Raw genomic sequence first — 20,620 nt, forward strand, 5'->3', positions numbered from 1 at the left:
CACAACTCCATGATCGACGCGACCGGGGTGGGGTGGGGTGGGTTGGTTGTTTCGGCGTCTGGCGAGGTGGTGGCGGGTAGGGTCCGGAGGTGGTGGGACGACGGCGGTTGGGGTGGGAATGCGGGATCTCCGATTCAAGATGATCATGGCGTTGAACGCCGCCGACCTGGGCGACCCGATCTGCGAGCAGGTGGCCGAGATCTGCGCCGAGATCGCCGAGCAGCACTGCGCCGAGTTCGGTCACACACCGCAGTTGCGGACCGGTGAGATCGCCGAACTGGCCACCGGTGAGCCGGCCCTGACCTGGGCGCCGTCGACCCCTGACGCCGGGCAGCGTGCCTGGTGACCGCGCCCGCGCCGGCGGTCGACGTCCGCCGTGCTGATGATCGCTTCGCCACCCGGATCTCCTGGCTGGACTCCAAGCACTCCTTCTCGTTCTCCCGGCACTACGACCCGGCCAACACCCACCACGGCCTGCTGCTGGTCAACAACGACGACGTGGTCCGACCGGGGGCCGGCTTCGAGACCCACCCGCACCAGGACATGGAGATCGTGACCTGGGTGCTGCGCGGTTCCCTGGTGCACCAGGACTCCACCGGGCACTCCGGGGTGATCTACCCGGGTCTGGCTCAGCGGATGAGCGCCGGCACCGGCATCCTGCACTCGGAGAAGAACGACGCCTGGCGACTCAACAACCAGGAGCCGCACAGCGACCCGGTGCACTTCGTGCAGATGTGGGTGCTCCCCGACGAGCCGGGCGTCGACCCCGGCTACGAGCAGCTGGAGATCGAGGACGAGCTGCTCCGCGGGGGCCTGGTGCCGATCGCCTCCGGGATGGACCGCTACGACGGCGCGTCCGCGATCCGGATCCGCAACCGGTACGCGACCCTGCACGCCGCCCGGCTCGCCCCCGGCGACGAGATCACCATCCCCGACGCGCCCTACGTGCACGTCTACGTGCCCAACGGCACGGTGAACCTGGAGGGCAGCGGCCCGCTCGGCAGTGGCGACGCCGTCCGGCTCACCATGACCGGTGGCCGACGGGTCACCGCCGACGAACCGGCCGAGATCCTGGTCTGGGAGATGCACGCCACGGTCGGCTGACCGCCACCCGCGAGGCCCTCCCCATGTTCTCGCCCGAACACCGATGTGGTGGCCTCCCACCGGGGGAGACCACCACATCAAGGATCGAGCACGATCACGGCGGCGCAGGGCGCCGCGCCGGCTACGCCGGAGACTCGGTGCGGTCGGCGGCCCAGGTGGTGTGGAACGACCCGTCGCGGTCCACCCGCTGGTAGGTGTGCGCGCCGAAGTTGTCCCGCAGACCCTGGATCAGCGCGGCGGGCAGCCGCTCCGCACGCAACGCGTCGAAATACGCCAGCGACGACGAGAACGCGGGCGTCGGCACACCGGCCCGGGTGGCGTCGGCCACCACCCGCCGCCAGCTCGGCACGCCAGCGCTGACCGCCTCGGCGAAGTACGGCGCCACCAGCAGCGTCGGCAGGTCGGGCTGCTCGTCGTACGCCTCGCGGATCCGGTTGAGGAAGCGGGCCCGGATGATGCAGCCGCCCCGCCAGATCGTCGCGGTGCCACCGAGGTCGATGTCCCAGTTGTACTCCTGGCTGCCCGCGCGGATGTGGTCGAAGCCCTGCGCGTACGCGACGATCTTGGAAGCGAGCAGCGCCCGGCGGACGTCCTCGACGAAGGTGTCCCGGTCGGTGACCTGCCACTTGTCACCCGCGTCGGGGAACGCCCGGCGGGCCGCCTCACGCTGGTCGACGTGCCCGGAGAGCGAGCGGGCGAAGGTCGCCTCGGCGATCCCGGTGATCGGGATGCCCAGGTCCAGGGCACTCTGCACGGTCCACCGACCGGTGCCCTTCTGCTCGGCCCGGTCCTGCACGACGTCCACGAACGACCGGCCGGTCGCCGCGTCGGTGTGCGCGAGCACGTCGGCGGTGATCTCGATGAGGAACGACTCCAGCTCGCCGTTGTTCCACTCCCGGAAGATCTCCGCGATCTCGGCGGGCGTCGCGTCCAGGCCGGCCCGGAGCAGGTCGTACGCCTCGGCGATGAGCTGCATGTCGGCGTACTCGATGCCGTTGTGCACCATCTTGACGAAGTGCCCGGCGCCGTCCGGCCCGACGTGCGTGCAGCACGGCACACCGTCCACCTGGGCGGCGATCTTCTCGAACATCGGCCCGAGCTTCGCGTACGACTCGGCGGAGCCGCCCGGCATGATGCTCGGCCCGCGCAGCGCGCCCTCCTCGCCGCCGGAGACGCCGGTGCCGCTGAAGTGCAGCCCCTGCGCCCGCAGCGCCTCCTCACGGCGGCGGGTGTCGGCGAAGTGGGCGTTGCCACAGTCGACGATGATGTCGCCCTCGTCGAGCAGCGGCACCAACTCGTCGATCACCGCGTCGGTGGGCGCGCCGGCCTTGACCATGACGATGACCGCGCGGGGCCGTTCCAGTGACGCCACGAAGTCGGCCATCGTCTCGCCCGGCACGAACGTGCCCTCGTCGCCGTGCTCGGCGACCAGGCTGCGGGTGCGCTCCGGCGAGCGGTTGTGCACTGCCACCGTGAAGCCATTGCGGGCCAGGTTGCGGGCCACATTGCGACCCATCACCGCCAGCCCGGTCACACCGATTTGTGCCCTCGCCTGATCAGCCATTCGTGCCGCCACCTCTCGTCACACCACTATCAGCGTTTGGAAACTTACCGTGATGTGAGCCGATACGGACCAGTGATCGACGTCCCGTTACTGCACGTGATGTGGACGTTGCCGCTGGCGGCTCGGGCTTCCGGCGGTGGTCGGGTGAGCCGGTGCAGGGAAACGTCTCGTCATCCCGCGCCGCGCACGTCAGTCTTCGGCGAGACGGGCTTCGATACGGGCAATCTTCTCGGTCAGCGCGTCGGTGACCCCGGGCCGGACGTCGGCCTTGAGCACCACACTCACCCGGGGCGCCCGCGCGGCGACCACGTCGACCGCCTGCTTCACCACCGCCATCACCTCGTCCCACTCGCCCTCGACAGTGGTGAACATGGCATCGGTCCGGTTGGGCAGGCCGGACGCCCGGACCACCCGCACCGCCTCGGCGACCAGGTCACCCACGGAGTCGTCACCGCCGAGCGGGGTGATCGAGAACGCGATCAGCATGTGCCGATCGTGCCAGTAAAAACGGATGCGCGTCGGTCGGGTGGTGGCTACGGTACGGACATGCGTAACTGACGCCCCATTTTCCGAGCCGGCCCGCCGTCCCGCGTCGCGGTCCGTGCGCTCCCGGGCGTCCCGCATTCCCTCCCCGCCATTCGGCGGCGCTGGCCCTGCCTGACCCCGGTGAGCAGTCCCTTCCCCACTCGACCGTCGCGCAACGGCGGTCACCAGCCGATCCGACCGACCGCCGCAGCGCGGGACCGGCCGTGCCGGTCGGCATTGAAGGAGGCCCGGATGCCTGCCAGGCGTAACCCGAAGAAGTCCCGTACCCCGGGAACGACGCCGCTCGGCGTCGACCCGGCGGCCGGCCACGGCCCGCTCCCACCCACCTTCCCCGTCCTCGACCGCGCGGTCGAACCGCCCCTGCCAGCGATGCTGGTGGAGCCGGCGCTGCTGGTCGAGCCGGCGGCGCTGGTCGAGCCGGCGCTGCTGGCGGCGCTGGCCGAACCGGCACTGCCGGCGGCCGTTCTGGACGAGGTGGCGCTGCCGGTCGACGTGCCGGCAGCGGTCGACGTGCCGGCGGTTGTCCACGCGCCGGCGGTGGGAGATCTGCCGAAGCCGACCGGGAGACCGAAGGCACCGACGGCCGGCCCGCCCCAGGGCGGCGGCAACCGCTCCGGCGGCGGCCGCAGCCAGCAGGCCGGCCAGGCCCGCCGCTACGCCTTCCGCCGCAGCTGATCGAACCACCCCACCCCGCCCGCCCCGCGCGGCCGTCCCAGCCCGGCCCCGCGCCGCCTGCCCCGCGATCTTGCACTTTCTGTCCTCGTGTAACCGGCATATCGGGATGAAACAGCGACAGAAACCGCAAGATCGACGGGGCCGGCGCAGGGGCGCGCTGGGTTGTGCGGATCTTGCTGGCCGGCAGCCGGCAGCCGGCAGCCGGCGGCGGGCGGCGGGCGGGGCGCGGCTTGGGTCAGCTGATCAGGGGGCGGAAGGCGCCCACGGCGACGCTGGTGGCGAGGGCGGCTGCGGCGAGGACGACCGCGCCGACGATGAGGAGGACATCGGCGCGGGTGAAGTGCTGCCGGCGGGCGACGGTACGGGGGGTGCCGGCATCGAAGCCGCGCGCGTCCATCGCCACCGCCAGCCGGGTGCCTCGACGGATCGCCCCCACCAGCAGCGCGAACGCGGTGGAGGCGAAGAGCCGCAGCTTCGCCACCGGATTGCGGCCCGCGTCGACGCCCCGGGCGCGCCGAGCCATGCTGATCATCTGCCACTCCTGACCGAGCAGCGGCACCAGCCGGAACGCGGCCAGCGCCCCGATGGCGAACCGGGCCGGCGCCTTCGCGTTCTGGATCAACGCGTCGGCCAGGTCGGTGGGGTCGGTGGTCGCGAAGACGATCACACCGGGCAGCGCCACCGCGAACACCCGCAGCACCAGGCCGAGCGCGGTGAGCAGGACGCCGGTGCTCACCAGCACCGGCCCGGCGTCCAGCAGGACCCGGCCGGACCGGTCGGCCGCGAACAGCACCAGGGTGACCAGGATGCCGGCGGCACTGAGCAGCAAGGGCCAGGCCCGTCGCGCCAGCACCCGGTAGCGGATGCCGAACAGCGGCAGGACGGCCAGTTCGAGGGCGATGGCGATCGCCGGGGCCACCGGGTCCAGGGTCGCCAGCAGGATGAACGAGAAGGCCAGTGCGGCGGCGACCTTCGCCACCGGGTTGCGCCGGGCCAACGGCGCGCCCGGCGCGGCGACCGGCTCGATGCTGATCATCGGTCGTCGTCCGGGGCGCGTTGCAGGGTGACGGTGCGGTCGGCGAGCGCGGCCACGAAGTCCGCGTCGTGGGTGACCGTGACCACGCCGTGCCCGGCGTCGCGCAGGTCGGCGAAGAGGTCGACCAGCTCCCGCCAGGTCCGCCGGTCCTGGCCGAAGGTGGGTTCGTCGCAGATCAGCAGGCGTGGCGCGGTGGCCAGGGCGGTCGCCACGCTCAGCCGCCGCGCCTCGCCACCCGAGAGGGTGTACGGGTTGGCGGCGGCGAGCCGGGCCAGTCGCAACCGTTCCAGCAGCCCGGCCACCGTCTCCTTGACGGCCCCCTCGGGTTGACCGGTGCGGCGCGGGCCGAGCGCCAGCTCGTCGAAGACCGTGCTGGTGACGAACTGGTGCTCCGGATCCTGAAAGACCGACCCGATCCGTCGCGCCAGCGCGGGCGCCCGCCACCGGTGCGGGGGAGTGCGATGGTCCGCGCCGGCCAACTCGGCGGACGCGGTGACCCGCCCGCTGCCCGGCCGGAGCAGACCGCCGAGCAGCAACGCCAGGGTGGACTTGCCGGCACCGTTCGGTCCGCGTACGGCGAGTGCTTCACCGGCGCGTACGACCAGGTCGGTGCGGCCCAGCCGGGGCGGGAGGCCGAGCCAATCGGCGGTGAGCAACAGCTCCCCGGGGCCGGCGGTGGCCGCCCGGGGCGCGATCGGGTGACCGGGTACCCAGACCCCCTCGGCGGCCAGGGCGGCACCGTGGGCGGCGAATACCGCCTCGGGCGTGCCGTCCGCGCGGACGCCGCCGCCCGGTTCCAGGACGACCACCCGGTCGACCAGCGGAAGTGCCTCGGCGACCCGGTGCTCGACCAGGATCAGCGTGGTGTCGGCGTCCAGAGCGCCGGCCACCGCGTGCCGGACCAGGTCGGCCCCGGCCGGGTCGAGGTTGGCGGTCGGCTCGTCGAGCAGCAGCAGGGCGGGGCGCAGGGCCAGCGCGCCGGCCAGGGCGAGGCGTTGCTGCTCGCCGCCGGACAGCGCCGCGGTGTGGCGGTCGCGGGGATACGGGAAGCCGACCCGGTGCAGCGCCTCGTCCACCCGGGGCCAGATCTCGTCGGCCGGTACTCCCCGGTTCTCCAGCCCGAACGCGACGTCGTCGCCGCAGCGCGCCATCACCAGTTGGGTCTCCGGGTCCTGGAAGACGATGCCGACCCGTTCCCGCCCCTTGCGCGGGTCGAGCCCGTCGATCTCGACGGTCCCCTCCTGCTCGCCGGAGTCCTCGGGAAGCAGCCCGGCCAACGCGCTGAGCAGGGTGCTCTTACCAGCCCCGGAGGGCCCAAGAAGTAAAACTCGCTCCCCGGCCTCGACCCGCAGGTCAACCCCGCGCACCGCCCAAGCGCGTCGCCCAGCGTGCCGCCACCCGAACCCCCGCAGCAGTACCCCGCCCACCAAACCCACCCCCTCCCAGGTTCCGGCCCCCGCCCACCCCGCGTTGATCAAGAGGTTTGCGTCAGAAAATCGCCTTCCGTTGACGCGAACCTCTTGATCAACGCGAGTCGGTGGGGGTCAGATCAGGGCTCGGTCCCGGCCTGCCGGGAAGCGGTCCAGGACGCCGGTGTTGGCCAGGGCCTTCGTCAGCAGCCAGCCGCCGAAACCGGCGATCACGGTGGCGCTGACGATGGTGAGCAGCGCGTACGGGATGCGGTAGTCGGTCAGCGCGTAGTCGACGTTCCAGACGAAGAAGTCGAACAGCGCGGCGCTGAGGCCGGTCAGCGCACCGGCGAGCACCGCGGTCGGCAGCCGGAACGACCGGTACCGGAAGGCGGCGAAGGCCAGCTCGGCGCCGATGCCCTGCACGATCCCCTGCGGGATCACCGTGCCGGCCCACTGACTGCCCAGCAGCGCGGACAGGACCGCCGCCACGGTCTCGCAGTAGAGCGCGGCGCCGGGCTTGCGGATGACCAGCCCACCGATCACCGCCGGCATCAGCCAGACGCCGTAGAGCAGCGTCTGCGCCGGCGGGAAGAAGGCGAACGCGCCCTCGGTGGCGCTCCAGACCAGGCCCCAGGCCCAGAAGATGACGCCGAAGGCGACCGCGATCACCGAGGCGACCACGATGTCGATGGTGCGCCAACGGTTGGTGGTGTTGTCCATGGTTTGCTCCCAGTTCCAAGTGAAGAGAACCAGGAGAAGACGCACGCCGCGTCCGGTGGCACCGGACTGCGGCGCGGCTGGAGGTCGACCGAACTCCCTGCGCTGGCATTACCCAGATCAGGTTCGAGGGTCTGCGGGCGTGCCCGCACTCTCAGCGCTGTGCGCTCCCCTGTCGGATATGAAGTTGTCTCGCTGACGCTAACACCGACCAGGGGCGCGGGCCCAGCAGGGCATCCGCCTGACCTGCGGGAGCGGCCGGCGCGCCGCCGTCTGGGTACGCTTCCGATCATGCGGGTTGACGCGCGAGGCTTCACGTTCGAGGTGACCGTCGGCGGTCCGACGGACGGCGTACCCGTCCTGCTGCTGCACGGTTTCCCGCAGCACAGCGGCGAGTGGGACGACGTGGTGCCGACGCTGCACGCGAGTGGGCTGCGCACGTACGCGCTGGACCAGCGCGGCTACTCACCCGGCGCCCGGCCCTCGGCGGTGGCCGACTACCGGATCCCCGAGCTCGTCACCGACGTGGTGGCGGTGCTCGACGCGCTCGGGCTGGACGCCACTCACCTGGTCGGCCACGACTGGGGCGCCGTCGTGGCCTGGGCGGTTGCCGCCCGGCACCCCGAGCGGGTCCACACGCTGACCGCGGTGTCCGTACCGCACCCGGCGGCCATGGCGCACGCCCTGAGCACCGACGCCCAACAGAAGGCCCGCTCGTCGTACATCGCGCTGTTCCGCAAGCCGGACAAGGCGGAGAAGGTGCTGCTGGCGTGGCACGCCACCGCGCTGCGCAAGCTGCTCGGCGGGGTGGGCGACACGTCCCGGGTGAACCGGTACGCCGACCCGATGCGCCAGCCCGGGGCGCTCACCGCCGCGCTGAACTGGTACCGGGCGATGTCCCGCGCCGACCTGGCCGCCGTCGGCCCGGTCGCGGTGCCCACCACGTACGTCTGGAGCGACCGCGACGTCGCCATCGGCCGGAGCGCCGCCGAGGCGTGCGCGGCGAACGTCACCGGCGACTACCGCTTCGTGCAGCTACCCGGGGTGAGTCACTGGATCCCGGACGCGGCGCCGGCCCCGCTCGCCGAGGCGATCCTGGCCCGAGCCGGCGGAACGGCCTGAGTCGTGCGGGTCAGCGAGGGAAAGCCACATCGAACGACGGAGGACGTATGACGGTGAGTGCCGAGGACTACCTGGCCGTGGTGACCGAGACGATCGGCCGGGTGGCCGCCAGTCAGCGGGAGGCGGTGGGGCGGGCCGCCGACCTGATCGCCGAGGCCGTCCGAGCCGACGGCGTGGTGCACGCGTTCGGCACCGGGCACTCGGAGGCCCTGGCCATGGAGATCGCCGGGCGGGCCGGCGGGCTGGTGCCGACCAACCGGATCGCGCTACGTGACCTGGTGCTGCTCGGCGGCGAGCCGGCCGAACGGCTCGGCCCGTTGCTGGAACGGGACCCGGCCGTCGCGCACCGCCTCTACGAGTTGGCCCCGGTACGCCCCACCGACGTCTTCGTGCTCGCCTCGAACTCCGGGGTCAACGGCGCGATGGTGGAGTTCGCCACGCTGGTGAAGGAGCGTGGTCACGGGCTGGTGGCGATCACCTCGGTGCAGCACTCCGGCCGGATGACCTCCCGGCACCCGTCCGGGCGCAAGCTGAGCGACCTCGCCGACGTGGTGCTCGACAACGGCGCGCCGTACGGCGACGCGACGCTGCCCCTGCCCGGTGGCGGGGCGGTCGGCGCGGTCTCCTCGATCACCGCGGCGCTGCTGGCGCAGCAGGTGACCGTGGAGGTGGTGGCGCGGTTGTTGGCGGCGGGGGAGCGGCCCCCGGTCTACCTGTCGGCCAACATTCCGGACGGCGACGCGCACAACAACGAGCTGGAAGCGCGGTACGCGGGCCGGATCCGACGCGGGTCCTGAAACGGCCCCGGCGGCCGACTTGCGTCGCCGAGATGAACGGCAGGTGTCGTGAATGTGTTTCGCGCTCGGCCGGGTGGGGCATTGGCGTTGCTGCCGGCGGCCAGGACCGCCGGCAGTAGCGTTTCAACGGAGGTAGCGCGTGTCCAAGGAGACCGAGAAGCAGCGCTGGCAGCGCAACTTCGCCGACCTGCTGCAGGAGTTGCGGGTCGCCCAGACCGGCGTGCAGATCCTCTTCGCCTTTTTGCTCACCCTGCCGTTCAGCAACGGGTTCACCGAAACCACGGAGTTCCAGCGCGACGTCTACATCGTCTCGTTGCTCGCGGCGGCCGCTGCCACCGCACTGATCATCTCGCCGGTGGCATTCCACCGGGCGCTGTTCCGGCAGGGGCGCAAACCGGAGCTGGTCCGCTTCGCGCACCGGATGGCCACCGGCGGCCTCGCCTTCATGCTGATCGCGATGGTCAGCGCGGTGCTGCTGATCACCGACTTCGTGCTGGACCGGCCGATCGCCTTCGTGCTCAGCGCCCTGACCGGGCTCTGGTTCCTCACCTTCTGGATGCTGCTGCCGTTCGCTCGGCGCAACTGGGGTGAGGACGACATCGACGACGAGGACGACGACCCGGAGACGACCACTGGCCACTGACCGCGCGGATCTGCACACAGCGCTACCCCTGGGTAACAACCGGGGGTAGCGTGGCGGTAGTCGCGCACGTCGACGCAGCCGCACCGAGCTTCGAGGGGGCAGCCGTGACCACGACGCAGGATGGCCGACCGGCACCGGACGGCCCCGACTCCGAAACCACCGCCGGTGCCGCCGCGCCGCTGCCCGCGGAAGCCGGGCAGGTCACCGAAAAGGAGGCCCGGCAGGTCGCCGAGGCCGCCCGCGAATCCACCTGGGACCGGCCCAGCTTCGGCAAGGAGCTGTTCCTCGGCCGGTTCCGGCTCGACCTGATCGACCCGTGGCCGCGATCCGACCCGGACGACGTGGCTCGGGCGGAGGAGTTCCTTGGTCGGTTCCGCGCCTTCCTGGCCTCCGAGGTGGACGGCGCGGCCATCGAGCGGGACGGGTCCATACCCGACTCGGTCTTCCACGGCCTGGCCGACCTCGGCGCGTTCGGCATGAAGATCGACCGGAAGTACGGCGGGCTCGGGCTGAGCAACCTGCACTACTGCCGGGCGCTCATGCTGGCCGGCTCGGTGAGCCCGGCCATCGGGGCGCTGCTCTCGGCACACCAGTCGATCGGTGTGCCGCAGCCCCTGAAGATGTTCGGCACCGCCGAGCAGAAGCAACGCTTCCTGCCCCGGCTCGCCGCCGGCGAGGTGTCCGCATTCCTGCTCACCGAGCCCGACGTCGGCTCCGACCCGGCCCGGCTGGCCACCATCGCCGAACCGACCGAGGACGGCACGGGTTACCGGCTCAACGGGGTGAAGCTCTGGGCCACCAACGGCATCGTGGCCACCCTGCTGGTGGTGATGGCCCGGGTGCCGGCCACGGAGGGGCGTCGGGGCGGGATCACCGCGTTCGTGGTGGACGGCGACAGCCCGGGCATCACCGTGGAGCGGCGCAACGAGTTCATCGGCCTGCGTGGCCTGGAGAACAGCCTGACCCGGTTCCACGACGTGATCGTCCCCGCGGAGAACGTCATCGGCGGTGAGGGCAAGGGGCTGAAGATCGCCCTGACCACCCTGAACACCGGCCGGCTCTCGCTGCCGGCCATGTGCGTGGGCGCCGGCAAGTGGGCGTTGAACGTGGCCCGGGGGTGGGCCGCCGACCGGGTCCAGTGGGGACGGCCGGTGGGCGAGCACGAGGCGGTCGCGCAGAAGCTCTCCTTCATCGCCGCCACCACGTATGGCATGGAGACCATGCTCGACCTCTGCTGCCTGCTCGCCGACGACGACCGCAACGACATCCGGATCGAAGCGGCACTGGTCAAGCTGTACGCCAGCGAGATGGCCTGGAAGATCGCCGACGAGCTGATCCAGATCCGGGGCGGGCGCGGCTACGAGACGGCCGACTCACTGGCCGCCCGGGGAGAACGCCCGGCCGCCGTCGAGCAGATGCTGCGCGACCTGCGGATCAACCGCATCTTCGAGGGCTCCACCGAGATCATGCACCTGCTGATCGCGCGGGAGGCGGTCGACGCCCACCTGTCGGTGGCCGGCGACATCATCGACCCGGACGCGGGGCTGGGCCGCAAGGCCCGAGCCGGCGCGCGAGCGGGCGCCTTCTACGCGAAGTGGCTACCCACCCTCGCCGTGGGCCGGGGGCAGAGCCCTTCGGCGTACGCCGAGTTCGGCCCGCTCGCCGCGCACCTGCGCCAGGTGGAGCGCTCGTCACGCAAGCTGGCCCGGTCGACGTTCTACGCGATGTCCCGCTGGCAGGGAAAGATGGAGCGCAAGCAGGCGTTCCTCGGCCGGGTGGTGGACATCGGCGCCGAGTTGTTCGCGATGTCCGCGGTCTGCGTCCGAGCCACCGCCGAACGGGACAGCCGCCCGGAGAACGTCGAGTTGGCCGACCTGTTCTGCCGCCAGGCGCGGGTGCGGGTGGACGCCCTGTTCGCCGCGCTCTGGGACAACACCGACTCGGTCGACACCGCCGCCGCGAAGCGCATCCTCGCCGGCCGCTACGCGGGCCTGGAGGAGGGCGTGCTCACCCCGTCCGAGGAGCTGCCCTGGGTGGCCCGCTGGTCGCCCGGCCCGTCCACCGCCGAGGACGTCCGCCGCCGCATCCCCCCGAAGCCGTAGACCGCGCCGACCAACCTGCCGCCGCTCGGGCTGGCCGGCGGCTGCGCGGGTCGGCGGCTGCGCGGGTCGGCGGCGTTGGTCAGCGGGAGACCGCCCAGGCCAGCACTCCCGCCAGGATCAGGCCGTTGAGCCCGGCCAGGGCCAGGTAGGCCGCGGGTGGGATCTTCTTGCCCCGGCGTACGAAGGAGACCAGCACGGCGGCGTAGCCGAGCAGCAGGACGGCGATGACGACGAGGAAGTAGAACACCCGACGACCTTAGCGGCCCCGGCCGCGTAGGCCGAGTTGGCGCAGCTCCAGGGCGGCCAGGGCGTCGACGGTCGCATCGTCGCCGCGCCGCCAGGCCTCGGCGACGTCCGGGCCGATCCGGGTCAGCTGGCCCAGTGGCTGGGTGGCCAGCGCGCGCAGGGCGAGCAGGTCCCGGCCGGCCGGCCCGGCGGCCAGCTTCGCCGCTGATCCGGCCCGGCGCATCCAGCGGACCCTCAGCGGCAGCCACCCGAAGAGCACGATGCCGAGCGGGAAGATCAGCACCGCGATGGCGAGGGCCAGGGCCAACTGGTCGACCAGGTGCTGCTGGTCGCGGCCGGCGTCGGCGAGCGACCGGGCGGCGTCGGCGGCGCGCTGGAACGGTGCGGTGAGTTCGTCGCCGACCAGTGGCACCCGGCCGACCTTGCTGCCGGCGTCGCCCAGGTTGTCGGCGAGCCCACTGCCCGCGCCCTCCAGCTTCTGCCCCGGTACGGCGAGCTTCTGCACCAGGTCGTGCAGCCACAGCGCGCCGCGGATCGCCGCGTACACCCAGGCGACGACGAGCAGGTCGGTGAGCAACTGACGGGCGGCGGTCGGAAACCGATCGGCATAGATTTTCACGCCGGCCAGCGTGCCACGAACGCCCCGCCCGGTGTAGCCGTGAAGTGAGCCCGGGTCGCGCCAGCCGGGGCGCCGCTGGTCAGCGTGAGCAGGTCGGGCAGGTGCCGAAGATCTCCAGGGTGTGGCTGACGTCGGCGTAGCCGTGCTGCGCGGCGACTCGATCGGCCCAGCTCTCCACGGCCGGGCCGGCCACCTCGACGGTGCGCCCGCACACCCGGCAGACCAGGTGGTGGTGGTGCCCCTCGCTGCACCGGCGGTAGAGGTGCTCGCCGCCCGGCGGACGCATCACGTCGATCTCACCGGCGTCGGCGAGCCCCTGGAGGGTGCGGTAAACGGTGGTCAGGCCGACCCGCTCGCCGCGCTGCCGCAGCATCGCGTGCAGGTCCTGGGCGCTGTGGAAGCCCTCCATCTCGCCCAGCAGCGCGCTCACCGCCGAACGCTGCCGGGTGTTGCGCACCGCGGCGCTGCTCTCGCTCATGATCCCTCCCCGGCGTGGCTGACCGCGTCCGCCACGATGTGCGCGACGTGCTCGTCGACCAGGCTGTAGGCGATTTCCCGACCCCGGCGGGAGCCACGCACCACGCCCGCTCCGCGCAACACCCGCAGGTGCTGGGAGACCAGTGGCTGCGCCGCGCCGAGCTTCTCCACCAACTCGTGCACGCACCGCTCGCCGCCGGCCAGCTCACTGACGATGGCCAGCCGAATGGGCGCGGACAGAGCACGGAGCAACTCGCTGGCCCCGTCGAACCCGTCGTAGCCCGTCGCGCTGGTCATCCTGCAACGGTAACCAATACCACCGACGTCACGCTGCTCAGGCTCAGCTCAGCACGACCTCGTGCGGCTCCGGTGTCGGTGCCGCGGTCGGCGTCGTCCGGCGACGCACGGCCCGCCAGACAGCGCCTGCCACGGCCACCACCAGGAACGAGGCGATCGCCACCAGCACCACCGAGGCGCCCGGCGCGGTGTCCGCCGTAGCCGCCACCCAGACACCCGAGCCGGCGGCGAAGAACCCGAGCGCCATCGCGGCGGTCATCGTGCTGCGGAAGCCCCGGGTGACCTGCTGGGCGGTGGCGACCGGCACCACCATCAACGCGCTGATCAACAGCACGCCGACGGCCCGCATGGCGATGGTCACGGTGACCGCGGTGGCGACCGCGATCAGCAGGTTCAGCGTGCGGACCGGAAGGCCGGAGACCCGGGCGTACTCCTCGTCGTGACTGACCGCGAAGAGCGCCGGCCGCAACGCGATCATCGTGACCAGGATCGCCGCGCCGAGCACCGCGATGGTGGTCAGGTCGGCGGGCGAGATGGTGGTCAGCGACCCGAACAGGTAGGCGTTGAGGTTCGCGCTGGTCGCGTCGGAGAGACCGACCAGGAGTACGCCGCCGGCGATGCCGCCGTAGAAGAGCAGGGCCAGGGCCAGGTCACCGGAGGTACGCCCACGGGCGCGGACGACCTCGATGGCGATCGCGCCGATGGTGGCGGCGATCACCGCGACCAGCACCGGTGAGCGGTTGAGCAGCAGCCCCGCCCCGACGCCGGTCAGCGCCACGTGCCCCACCCCGTCGCCGATCAACGCCAGCCGGCGCTGCACCAGGTAGATGCCGAGCGCCGGCGCGGCCAGGCCGATCACCAGCGCGCCGATCAGGGCACGCTGCATGTAGGGGTACTGGAAGAGTTCCATGGGTCAGTTGCTCCACAGCCCGGCGGGCTCGTCGTAGCAGTGCGGGTGCACGTGGTCGTGGTCGGGCTCCGCGTGATGGCCGGCTGGGTCCGGCACCGCGCCGTCGTGCGCGATGCGACCCTCGTGGACGACGACAGCCCGGCTGATCACCGGGCGCAGCGGGCCCAGCTCGTGGGCGACCAGCAGCACCGTTCCGCCGTCGGCGACGAAGTCGCGCAGCGCGCCGGCGAACGCCTCCTGGCTGGCCGCGTCCACCCCGGCGGTGGGCTCGTCGAGGACCAGCAGCTCCGGCTGGCCGGCCAGGGCGCGGGCGATCAGGGTGCGCTGCTGCTGGCCGCCGGAGAGCGTGGAGACCGGGTCACCGGCCCGGTCGGCGAGCCCGACCGCGTCCAGCGCGGCGTCGACGGCGGCCCGGTCGGCTCGACCCGGTGGACGCAGCACCCCCCGACGGGCCAGCCGGCCGGAGGCCACCACCTCGCGCACGGTGGCCGGCACGCCGCCGCCGGCGCCCAGGCGCTGCGGGACGTACCCGATGCGCGCCCACTGCCGGAACCGGCGCAACGGCCGGTCGAGGAGGGTGACCGAGCCGGCGCTGATCGGCACCAGCCCGAGCACGGCGCGGATCAGGGTGGACTTGCCGGAGCCGTTGGCACCGAGAATCGCGACCACCTCGCCGGCGGTCACGGTGAGCGAGATGTCCCGGAGCACGGGGCGGCCGTCGTAGCCGACCACCCCGTGCTCGACGGTGATGACAGGTGAGGTCACGAGCAGCTCAAGGCCGTCTGCAGGGTCCGCAGGTTGGTGCGCATCACCGAAAGGTAGTCCCCGTTGCTGCCGGCGGCGAGCCCTTCGATCGGGTCGAGCACGGCGGTCTTCGCGCCGACCTGACCGGCGATGGTCTCGGCCACCTTCGGGCTGACCAGGGTCTCGAAGAAGATCGTGGTGGCCTGGTGCTCCTTGGCCTCCTCGATCACGTGCGCGAGGCGCTGCGGCGAGGGCTCGACGTCCGGGCTCAGCCCGGTGATGCCAACCTGGTCGAGCTGGTACCGGTCGGCGAGGTAGCCGAACGCGGCGTGGCTGGTCACGATCTCCCGCCGCTGGCAGGTCGCCAGACCGTGCTTGAACTCGTTGTCCAGGGTCGTCAGGTCGGCGCGCAGGGCTGCCGCCCGGGCGGTGTAGTCGCCGGTGTGGTCCGGGTCGGCCTTGCCGAGCCGCTGGGCGAGCTGGTCGCCGATGCCGGCCAGCCGGGTCGGGTCGAGCCAGACGTGCGGGTCCTTGCCGCCGCTCTCCTCGGCGTGCCCCTCCTCGCCCTCGTGGTCGTGCCCGCCAGCGGACGCGTCCAACAGCGGTTGCACGCTGGTCACGTCGAACGCCCGGTCGCCGCCGTTCTGGGCGACGGCGTCGTCCACCGCCGGCTGGAACCCCTTGAGGTAGACGATCAGCTCCGCCTCGCTGACCTCACCGACCTGGCTCGGGTTGAGTTCCAGGTCGTGCGGCTCGGCGCCGGGCTTGGCCAGGTTGGTCACCCGGACCGCGTCGCCGCCGATCCGCTCGGCCAGGAACTGGAGGGGGTAGAACGCGGCCACCACGTCGACTCGCTCAGGGTCGGCGCCGGCGGCACCACCGGTGGAGCAGCCGGCGCCGGCGCCCAGGGCGAGGAGGGCGGTCGCGGCGGCCAGGACACGGTACGTGGCGCGGTTGGTCATGTCGTCAACTGTCCGTGGCAACGATAATGATTGTCAAAAACGCATGATTGCATGTCAGAGGAGCTTCGCGAGGCCCACCGTCACCAGCAGGGTCAGCATCACCAGTCGGATCAGCCGGGTCTGCGGTGCCTGAACCGCCCAGGTCGTCGCCAACAGGGCGATCAGGACCCCGGCGAGCGCGAGCGTCAGCAGCCCGCCGATCACCCCGGGCGTGAAGAACGCCACCAGCACCACCACCAGGGTGAGCAGGAACACCGACGTCGGGTTCGCCCCGGCCAACCGGGCGAGCAGAGGGCGCTGCGTACGCTGCATCCCACAGACTCTACGAGGAGGAACCCCCGGTGCTGGTGACCAACCGGTTCGTGGTCGACGTCGATGCCGCCGACGGCTTCACCGAACGGGCGCACGCCGCCCTCACCGCGCTGGCCGCCCGGCCCGGCTACCTGCGCGGCCAACTGGTCCGGGCACTGGACGACCCCCGGTACTGGTCACTGGTCACCGAGTGGGAGTCGGTCGGCACGTACCGGCGGGCGCTGGGCGCCTTCGAGGTCAAGGTCAGCGCCGTACCGCTGCTCGCCGAGTCCGTCGATGAGCCCTCCGCCTACGAGGCGCTGGCCACCGCCGCCCCCGGCGGGGCCGTGGTCGTCGCCGAGAGTGATCGGGCTGCGGGTCCTTACCGCTGAGCCGCCGGACACTACGCTGCTCCTATGACCGCACCCGCCCCGCCACCCGGTCCCGGGGTGGCTCCGCCGTTCGCCGCGCCGCCCACCGAGGGCCGCCGGACCCGGCTCTGGATCGGCCTCGGCGTCGGCGCGCTCGCCGTGGTGCTCTGCTGTGGCGGGGGCGGCACCGCCGTCGTCGGCCTGGCCGTCAGCGGAGTCCAGGCGATCCGGGAGCAGGCCCGCACCGTGACCGGCGACTACTACCAGGCGCTGGTCGAGCGGAACTACGGGCGGGCGTACGACCAGCTCTGCGACGATGCGCAGCGGCGTGAGTCCCGGCCGGAGTTCGAGCGGCGCGCTGCCGCCGAACCACAGGTGACCGGGTTCCAGGTGGGCGAGGTGGACCCGACCTACCTGACCGTGCCGGTCGACGTGACCCTCGACGGCGGCGACCGGGAGCGGCAGCAGGTCAGCCTCGGCCAGGACAGGCAGACCGGGGGCGTGGAGGTCTGCGAGGTCAGCTGACCCGCCCCCGGTATTCTGCTGGGCTCGGGGGGACGGTGGTCGTACCGTTGTCCCGAACCGACCGTTCCATCCACATCTCGCCCCCGCCGACCGCCAGCCGGCGTAGGAGGAAACATGCCAGCCGACCGTATCGACGCCGTCGTCAGCCTCGCCAAGCGCCGAGGCTTCGTCTTCCCCTCCAGCGAGATCTACGGAGGCACCCGATCGGCGTGGGACTACGGCCCGCTCGGCGTGGAACTCAAGGAGAACGTCCGCCGCCAGTGGTGGAAGACCATGGTCCAGCAGCGCGACGACGTCGTCGGCCTGGACTCCGCGGTGATCCTCGCCCGCAAGGTGTGGGAGGCGTCCGGCCACATCGCCGAGTTCGTCGACCCGCTCACCGAGTGCCAGTTCTGCCACAAGCGGTTCCGCGCGGACCACCTGGAGGAGGCGTACGCCGAGAAGCACGGCAAGCCGCTGACCTCACTGGCGGAGCTGAACTGTCCCAACTGCGGCAACAAGGGCACCTTCACCGAGCCGAAGATGTTCAACGGCCTGATGAAGACCTACCTGGGCCCGGTGGAGAGCGACGAGGGGCTGCACTACCTGCGCCCGGAGACCGCGCAGGGCATCTTCGTCAACTACAAGAACGTCGAGACGGTCGCCCGCAAGAAGCCGCCGTTCGGCATCGCGCAGACCGGCAAGTCGTTCCGCAACGAGATCACCCCGGGCAACTTCATCTTCCGGACCCGCGAGTTCGAGCAGATGGAGATGGAGTTCTTCGTCGAGCCGGGCACCGACGAGCAGTGGCACGAGTACTGGCTCCAGGAGCGCTGGAACTGGTACCTCGACCTCGGCCTCTCGGCGGACAACCTGCGCCTCTACGAGCACCCCAAGGAGAAGCTGTCGCACTACTCGAAGCGGACGGTGGACATTGAGTACCGCTTCCAGTTCGGTGGCAGCGAGTTCGCCGAGCTGGAGGGTGTCGCCAACCGCACCGACTTCGACCTCTCCACGCACAGCAAGCACTCCGGCGTCGACCTGTCGTACTTCGACCAGAGCAAGAGTGAGCGCTGGATGCCGTACGTCATCGAGCCGGCCGCCGGTCTGACCCGCGCGGTGCTCGCCTTCCTGCTGGAGGCGTACGACGAGGACGAGGCGCCGAACACCAAGGGCGGCGTGGACAAGCGCACCGTCATGCGGTTCGACCCGCGGCTCGCCCCGGTCAAGGTGGCGGTGCTGCCGCTGTCCCGCAACGAGGCGCTGTCGCCCAAGGCGAAGGACCTCGCGACGCTGCTGCGCAAGCGCTGGGTGGTGGAGTTCGACGACTCGCAGGCGATCGGCCGCCGCTACCGCCGGCAGGACGAGATCGGCACCCCGTTCTGCGTGACGGTCGACTTCGACACCCTGGACGACAACGCCGTGACGGTGCGCAACCGGGACACGATGGCCCAGGAGCGGGTCTCCCTGGACCAGGTCGAGCGCTACCTGATCGAGCGTCTCCCCGGCTGCTGAGGCCCTGCGCACGGGGCCCCGGCCGACGCGATAAGCGCCGGTCGGGGCCCCGTACACTTGTCCGGTGACTGCCTCGACCGTGCCCGCGCTGCGCCCGCTGACTCTCGGCCAGCACCAGGTGTGGCCGCCGGTCGTGCTCGCACCGATGGCCGGGATCACCAACGTCGGGTTCCGTCGCCTCTGCCGGGAGCAGGGCGGCGGCATCTACGTCTGCGAGATGATCACCACTCGGGCGCTGGTCGAGCGGAACCCGAAGACGCTGCGCATGATCACGTTCGGCGACGACGAGAAGCCCCGCAGCCTCCAGCTCTACGGCACCGATCCGGAGATCACCGCCGCCGCCGTGCGGATCGTCGTCGAGCGCAACCTGGCCGATCACATCGACCTCAACTTCGGCTGCCCCGTACCCAAGGTCACCCGGCGTGGCGGCGGCGCGGCGCTACCGTGGCGGCGCCGGCTCTTCGCGCGGCTCGTGCGGGCCGCGGTGGCCGCCGCGGCACCGTCCGGCGTGCCGGTCACGGTCAAGATGCGCAAGGGCATCGACGACGACCACCTGACGTACGTCGAGGCCGGGCTCGCCGCCCAGGAGGCTGGCGTGGCCGCGGTGGCCCTGCACGGGCGGACGGCGGCGCAGCGCTACTCGGGCACCGCCGACTGGGATGCCATCGCCACCCTGAAGCAGGCCCTCGACGTGCCGGTGCTCGGCAACGGCGACATCTGGGAGGCCGACGACGCGCTGCGGATGGTGGCCCACACCGGCGTCGACGGTGTGGTCATCGGGCGCGGCTGCCTGGGCCGACCGTGGCTCTTCGCCGACCTGGAGGCCGCCTTCAACGGTCGGCCGGAGCGGCGGCTGCCCACCCTCGGCGAGGTGGCGGTGACCATGCGCCGGCACGCCGAGCTGCTGGTCGACCAGTTCTCGGCCGGCGCCCGCAACCCGGCCCGGGGTGAACGGGACGGCTGCACCGACTTCCGCAAGCACGTCGCCTGGTACCTGAAGGGCTTCCCGGTGGGCGGCGAACTGCGTCGCTCGCTGGCGATGATCGAAAGCCTGGCCCAGCTCGACGACCTGCTCGGCAAGCTCGACCCGGCGGAGCCGTTCCCGGTCACCGCCCTGGGTCAGCCGCGCGGCCGTACCAACTCGCCCGGCAAGGTCTTCCTGCCGGAGGGCTGGCTGGCCAGTCGAGACGACGACACGGTCCCCGAGGGCGCCGAGATGGACGACTCGGGCGGCTGAGCCTCTGGCCGGTCGGCCGGAGGCGCCCCGCGGGCATCCCTCCGAAACGCGGGCTCGCCGCAGAGTCGTGCCGGCGCGCCGGTCATCCTCGAGCCCTCGGGTCGTGGCACTTGGTCTTCCCTCGCGACTCCGTGCGGGCTGGGCAGACGAGTTCCGCGCCCTATCGAGCTGATGTCGTGAACGAATCACCAGTTCGGCTCGGGCGGCCATGCCTCTGATTCGTCTACGGCATCAGCTCCAAAGGACCCGTGACGCGGTCAGTGGGGTGGCCCGCTGTGGGGTTGCCCGCTGTGGGGCGGCGCGGCTCGGTCCGGTGGCCGGCGTGCCGGGGTGAGTGGCTGGGGTTGCCCGCTGTGGGGTGGCCCGCTGTGAGGCGGCGCGGCTCGGTCCGGCGGTCGGCTTGCCGGGGTGAGTGGCTCGGTCGGCTCGGATGCCCCTCGACTTCGTTCGCGCCTGACGGCGGGCACGACATGGCTCGTCGCGCTGCCCGTGCTGCTGGCCAGAGCTGCCCGCGCTGCTCGGCCTGCGTGCTGCTGACCAGGGCTGCCCGTGCTGCTCGGCCTGCGGGCTAGTGACCCGGGCTGCCCGTGCTGCTCGGCCCGCGGCGTTAGTGACCCGGGCATGCCGAAGGGCCGGGCCCCGTGGTGGGGTCCGGCCCTTCGGTGTCGTTGGGTGGTTGGGGTCAGCTGGTGGCGTAGCCGCGGGTGGCGATCCAGTCCGCGAGGTGTT

At 72.0% G+C, this 20,620-nt stretch carries 24 protein-coding genes and 1 riboswitch; of the genes, 11 read left to right on the forward strand and 13 right to left on the reverse strand.

Features of this window, described 5'->3' with window-relative positions; translation table 11 throughout:
• Positions 1–118 precede the first annotated feature (118 nt).
• Together AC5L30_RS29470 and AC5L30_RS29475 are read left to right on the forward strand one after the other, a co-directional pair.
• On the forward strand, positions 119–346 hold the full coding sequence (locus AC5L30_RS29470; protein ID WP_091409742.1) for a thioredoxin reductase: 228 nt from the start codon (positions 119–121) through the stop codon (positions 344–346).
• A complete protein-coding gene (locus AC5L30_RS29475) occupies positions 343–1,104 on the forward strand; it encodes a pirin family protein (RefSeq protein WP_494871229.1) in 762 nt (253 codons plus the stop codon). The genes AC5L30_RS29470 and AC5L30_RS29475 overlap by 4 nt, the downstream gene beginning before the upstream one ends.
• Before the next feature lie 121 nt (positions 1,105–1,225).
• Here the strand turns inward: AC5L30_RS29475 and gnd are convergent, their stop codons facing one another.
• Positions 1,226–2,668 (reverse strand): NADP-dependent phosphogluconate dehydrogenase, encoded by a 1,443-nt coding sequence (gnd, locus tag AC5L30_RS29480; protein WP_494871231.1) that lies wholly within the window; start codon positions 2,666–2,668, stop codon positions 1,226–1,228.
• A 189-nt stretch (positions 2,669–2,857) separates the two neighbouring features.
• The gene (locus AC5L30_RS29485) at positions 2,858–3,154 is read right to left on the reverse strand and encodes a thiamine-binding protein (RefSeq protein WP_494871232.1); all 297 of its coding nucleotides are present in this window, start codon (positions 3,152–3,154) and stop codon (positions 2,858–2,860) included.
• A gap of 291 nt (positions 3,155–3,445) precedes the next feature.
• On the opposite strand from AC5L30_RS29485, the gene AC5L30_RS29490 reads away from it, so the two are divergent.
• Positions 3,446–3,889 carry a hypothetical protein gene (locus AC5L30_RS29490; RefSeq protein ID WP_494871233.1) on the forward strand — a complete coding sequence of 148 codons (444 nt, stop codon included), beginning with the start codon at positions 3,446–3,448 and terminating at the stop codon, positions 3,887–3,889.
• 235 nt (positions 3,890–4,124) lie between these two features.
• On the opposite strand, the gene AC5L30_RS29495 is transcribed toward AC5L30_RS29490, so the two are convergent.
• The 3 genes from AC5L30_RS29495 to AC5L30_RS29505 all read right to left on the reverse strand — a co-directional run bounded on the left by AC5L30_RS29495 (position 4,125) and on the right by AC5L30_RS29505 (position 7,057).
• Positions 4,125–4,925, reverse strand: a complete 801-nt coding sequence (locus tag AC5L30_RS29495; protein WP_494871235.1) for an energy-coupling factor transporter transmembrane component T family protein — start codon at positions 4,923–4,925, stop codon at positions 4,125–4,127.
• The gene (locus AC5L30_RS29500) at positions 4,922–6,352 is read right to left on the reverse strand and encodes an ABC transporter ATP-binding protein (RefSeq protein WP_494871236.1); all 1,431 of its coding nucleotides are present in this window, start codon (positions 6,350–6,352) and stop codon (positions 4,922–4,924) included. Before AC5L30_RS29500 ends, AC5L30_RS29495 begins: the two co-directional genes overlap by 4 nt.
• 117 nt (positions 6,353–6,469) lie before the next feature.
• Positions 6,470–7,057: an ECF transporter S component gene (locus AC5L30_RS29505; RefSeq protein WP_494871237.1), complete on the reverse strand. Its 588-nt coding sequence runs from the start codon at positions 7,055–7,057 to the stop codon at positions 6,470–6,472.
• A 76-nt stretch (positions 7,058–7,133) separates the two neighbouring features.
• Positions 7,134–7,238: riboswitch (TPP riboswitch) on the reverse strand.
• A 107-nt stretch (positions 7,239–7,345) separates the two neighbouring features.
• Here AC5L30_RS29505 and AC5L30_RS29510 point away from each other — a divergent pair.
• The 4 genes from AC5L30_RS29510 to AC5L30_RS29525 all read left to right on the forward strand — a co-directional run bounded on the left by AC5L30_RS29510 (position 7,346) and on the right by AC5L30_RS29525 (position 11,718).
• On the forward strand, positions 7,346–8,176 hold the full coding sequence (locus tag AC5L30_RS29510; protein ID WP_494871238.1) for an alpha/beta fold hydrolase: 831 nt from the start codon (positions 7,346–7,348) through the stop codon (positions 8,174–8,176).
• Between the two features lie 47 nt (positions 8,177–8,223).
• Positions 8,224–8,973, forward strand: a complete 750-nt coding sequence (locus AC5L30_RS29515; protein ID WP_494871240.1) for a sugar isomerase domain-containing protein — start codon at positions 8,224–8,226, stop codon at positions 8,971–8,973.
• A gap of 139 nt (positions 8,974–9,112) precedes the next feature.
• The gene (locus tag AC5L30_RS29520; protein WP_494871241.1) at positions 9,113–9,616 is read left to right on the forward strand and encodes a DUF6328 family protein; all 504 of its coding nucleotides are present in this window, start codon (positions 9,113–9,115) and stop codon (positions 9,614–9,616) included.
• Between the two features lie 104 nt (positions 9,617–9,720).
• Positions 9,721–11,718, forward strand: coding sequence for an acyl-CoA dehydrogenase family protein (locus AC5L30_RS29525; protein ID WP_494871242.1), 1,998 nt, complete (start codon positions 9,721–9,723; stop codon positions 11,716–11,718).
• Positions 11,719–11,797: 79 nt separating this feature from the next.
• On the opposite strand, the gene AC5L30_RS29530 is transcribed toward AC5L30_RS29525, so the two are convergent.
• The 8 genes from AC5L30_RS29530 to AC5L30_RS29565 form a co-directional block, all read right to left on the reverse strand.
• Positions 11,798–11,965 (reverse strand): hypothetical protein, encoded by a 168-nt coding sequence (locus tag AC5L30_RS29530; RefSeq protein WP_167337361.1) that lies wholly within the window; start codon positions 11,963–11,965, stop codon positions 11,798–11,800.
• A gap of 9 nt (positions 11,966–11,974) precedes the next feature.
• Complete coding sequence (locus tag AC5L30_RS29535; RefSeq protein ID WP_494871243.1) at positions 11,975–12,583, reverse strand: hypothetical protein; 609 nt, start codon at positions 12,581–12,583, stop codon at positions 11,975–11,977.
• Between the two features lie 79 nt (positions 12,584–12,662).
• A complete protein-coding gene (locus tag AC5L30_RS29540; protein WP_494871244.1) occupies positions 12,663–13,061 on the reverse strand; it encodes a Fur family transcriptional regulator in 399 nt (132 codons plus the stop codon).
• Positions 13,058–13,357, reverse strand: coding sequence for an ArsR/SmtB family transcription factor (locus AC5L30_RS29545; RefSeq protein ID WP_030338189.1), 300 nt, complete (start codon positions 13,355–13,357; stop codon positions 13,058–13,060). The genes AC5L30_RS29540 and AC5L30_RS29545 overlap by 4 nt, the downstream gene beginning before the upstream one ends.
• 43 nt (positions 13,358–13,400) lie before the next feature.
• Positions 13,401–14,267 (reverse strand): metal ABC transporter permease, encoded by an 867-nt coding sequence (locus tag AC5L30_RS29550; protein WP_494871246.1) that lies wholly within the window; start codon positions 14,265–14,267, stop codon positions 13,401–13,403.
• Between the two features lie 3 nt (positions 14,268–14,270).
• Entirely contained in the window at positions 14,271–15,032 is a 762-nt protein-coding gene (locus AC5L30_RS29555; protein ID WP_494871248.1) for a metal ABC transporter ATP-binding protein, read from the reverse strand.
• On the reverse strand, positions 15,029–15,973 hold the full coding sequence (locus tag AC5L30_RS29560) for a metal ABC transporter substrate-binding protein (protein WP_494871250.1): 945 nt from the start codon (positions 15,971–15,973) through the stop codon (positions 15,029–15,031). The genes AC5L30_RS29555 and AC5L30_RS29560 overlap by 4 nt, the downstream gene beginning before the upstream one ends.
• 54 nt (positions 15,974–16,027) lie before the next feature.
• Positions 16,028–16,285, reverse strand: a complete 258-nt coding sequence (locus tag AC5L30_RS29565) for a hypothetical protein (protein ID WP_030338196.1) — start codon at positions 16,283–16,285, stop codon at positions 16,028–16,030.
• A 29-nt stretch (positions 16,286–16,314) separates the two neighbouring features.
• Between AC5L30_RS29565 and AC5L30_RS29570 the strand changes: the two genes are divergently transcribed.
• The 4 genes from AC5L30_RS29570 to dusB all read left to right on the forward strand — a co-directional run bounded on the left by AC5L30_RS29570 (position 16,315) and on the right by dusB (position 19,891).
• Entirely contained in the window at positions 16,315–16,656 is a 342-nt protein-coding gene (locus tag AC5L30_RS29570; RefSeq protein WP_210786997.1) for an antibiotic biosynthesis monooxygenase family protein, read from the forward strand.
• 24 nt (positions 16,657–16,680) lie between these two features.
• Positions 16,681–17,160 (forward strand): Rv0361 family membrane protein, encoded by a 480-nt coding sequence (locus tag AC5L30_RS29575; RefSeq protein ID WP_494871253.1) that lies wholly within the window; start codon positions 16,681–16,683, stop codon positions 17,158–17,160.
• Between the two features lie 114 nt (positions 17,161–17,274).
• Positions 17,275–18,654 carry a glycine--tRNA ligase gene (locus AC5L30_RS29580; RefSeq protein WP_494871255.1) on the forward strand — a complete coding sequence of 460 codons (1,380 nt, stop codon included), beginning with the start codon at positions 17,275–17,277 and terminating at the stop codon, positions 18,652–18,654.
• A gap of 64 nt (positions 18,655–18,718) precedes the next feature.
• Positions 18,719–19,891, forward strand: a complete 1,173-nt coding sequence (gene dusB, locus AC5L30_RS29585; RefSeq protein WP_494871257.1) for a tRNA dihydrouridine synthase DusB — start codon at positions 18,719–18,721, stop codon at positions 19,889–19,891.
• Positions 19,892–20,620 lie beyond the last annotated feature (729 nt).

It is taken from the genome of Micromonospora sp. BQ32 (assembly GCF_059358895.1).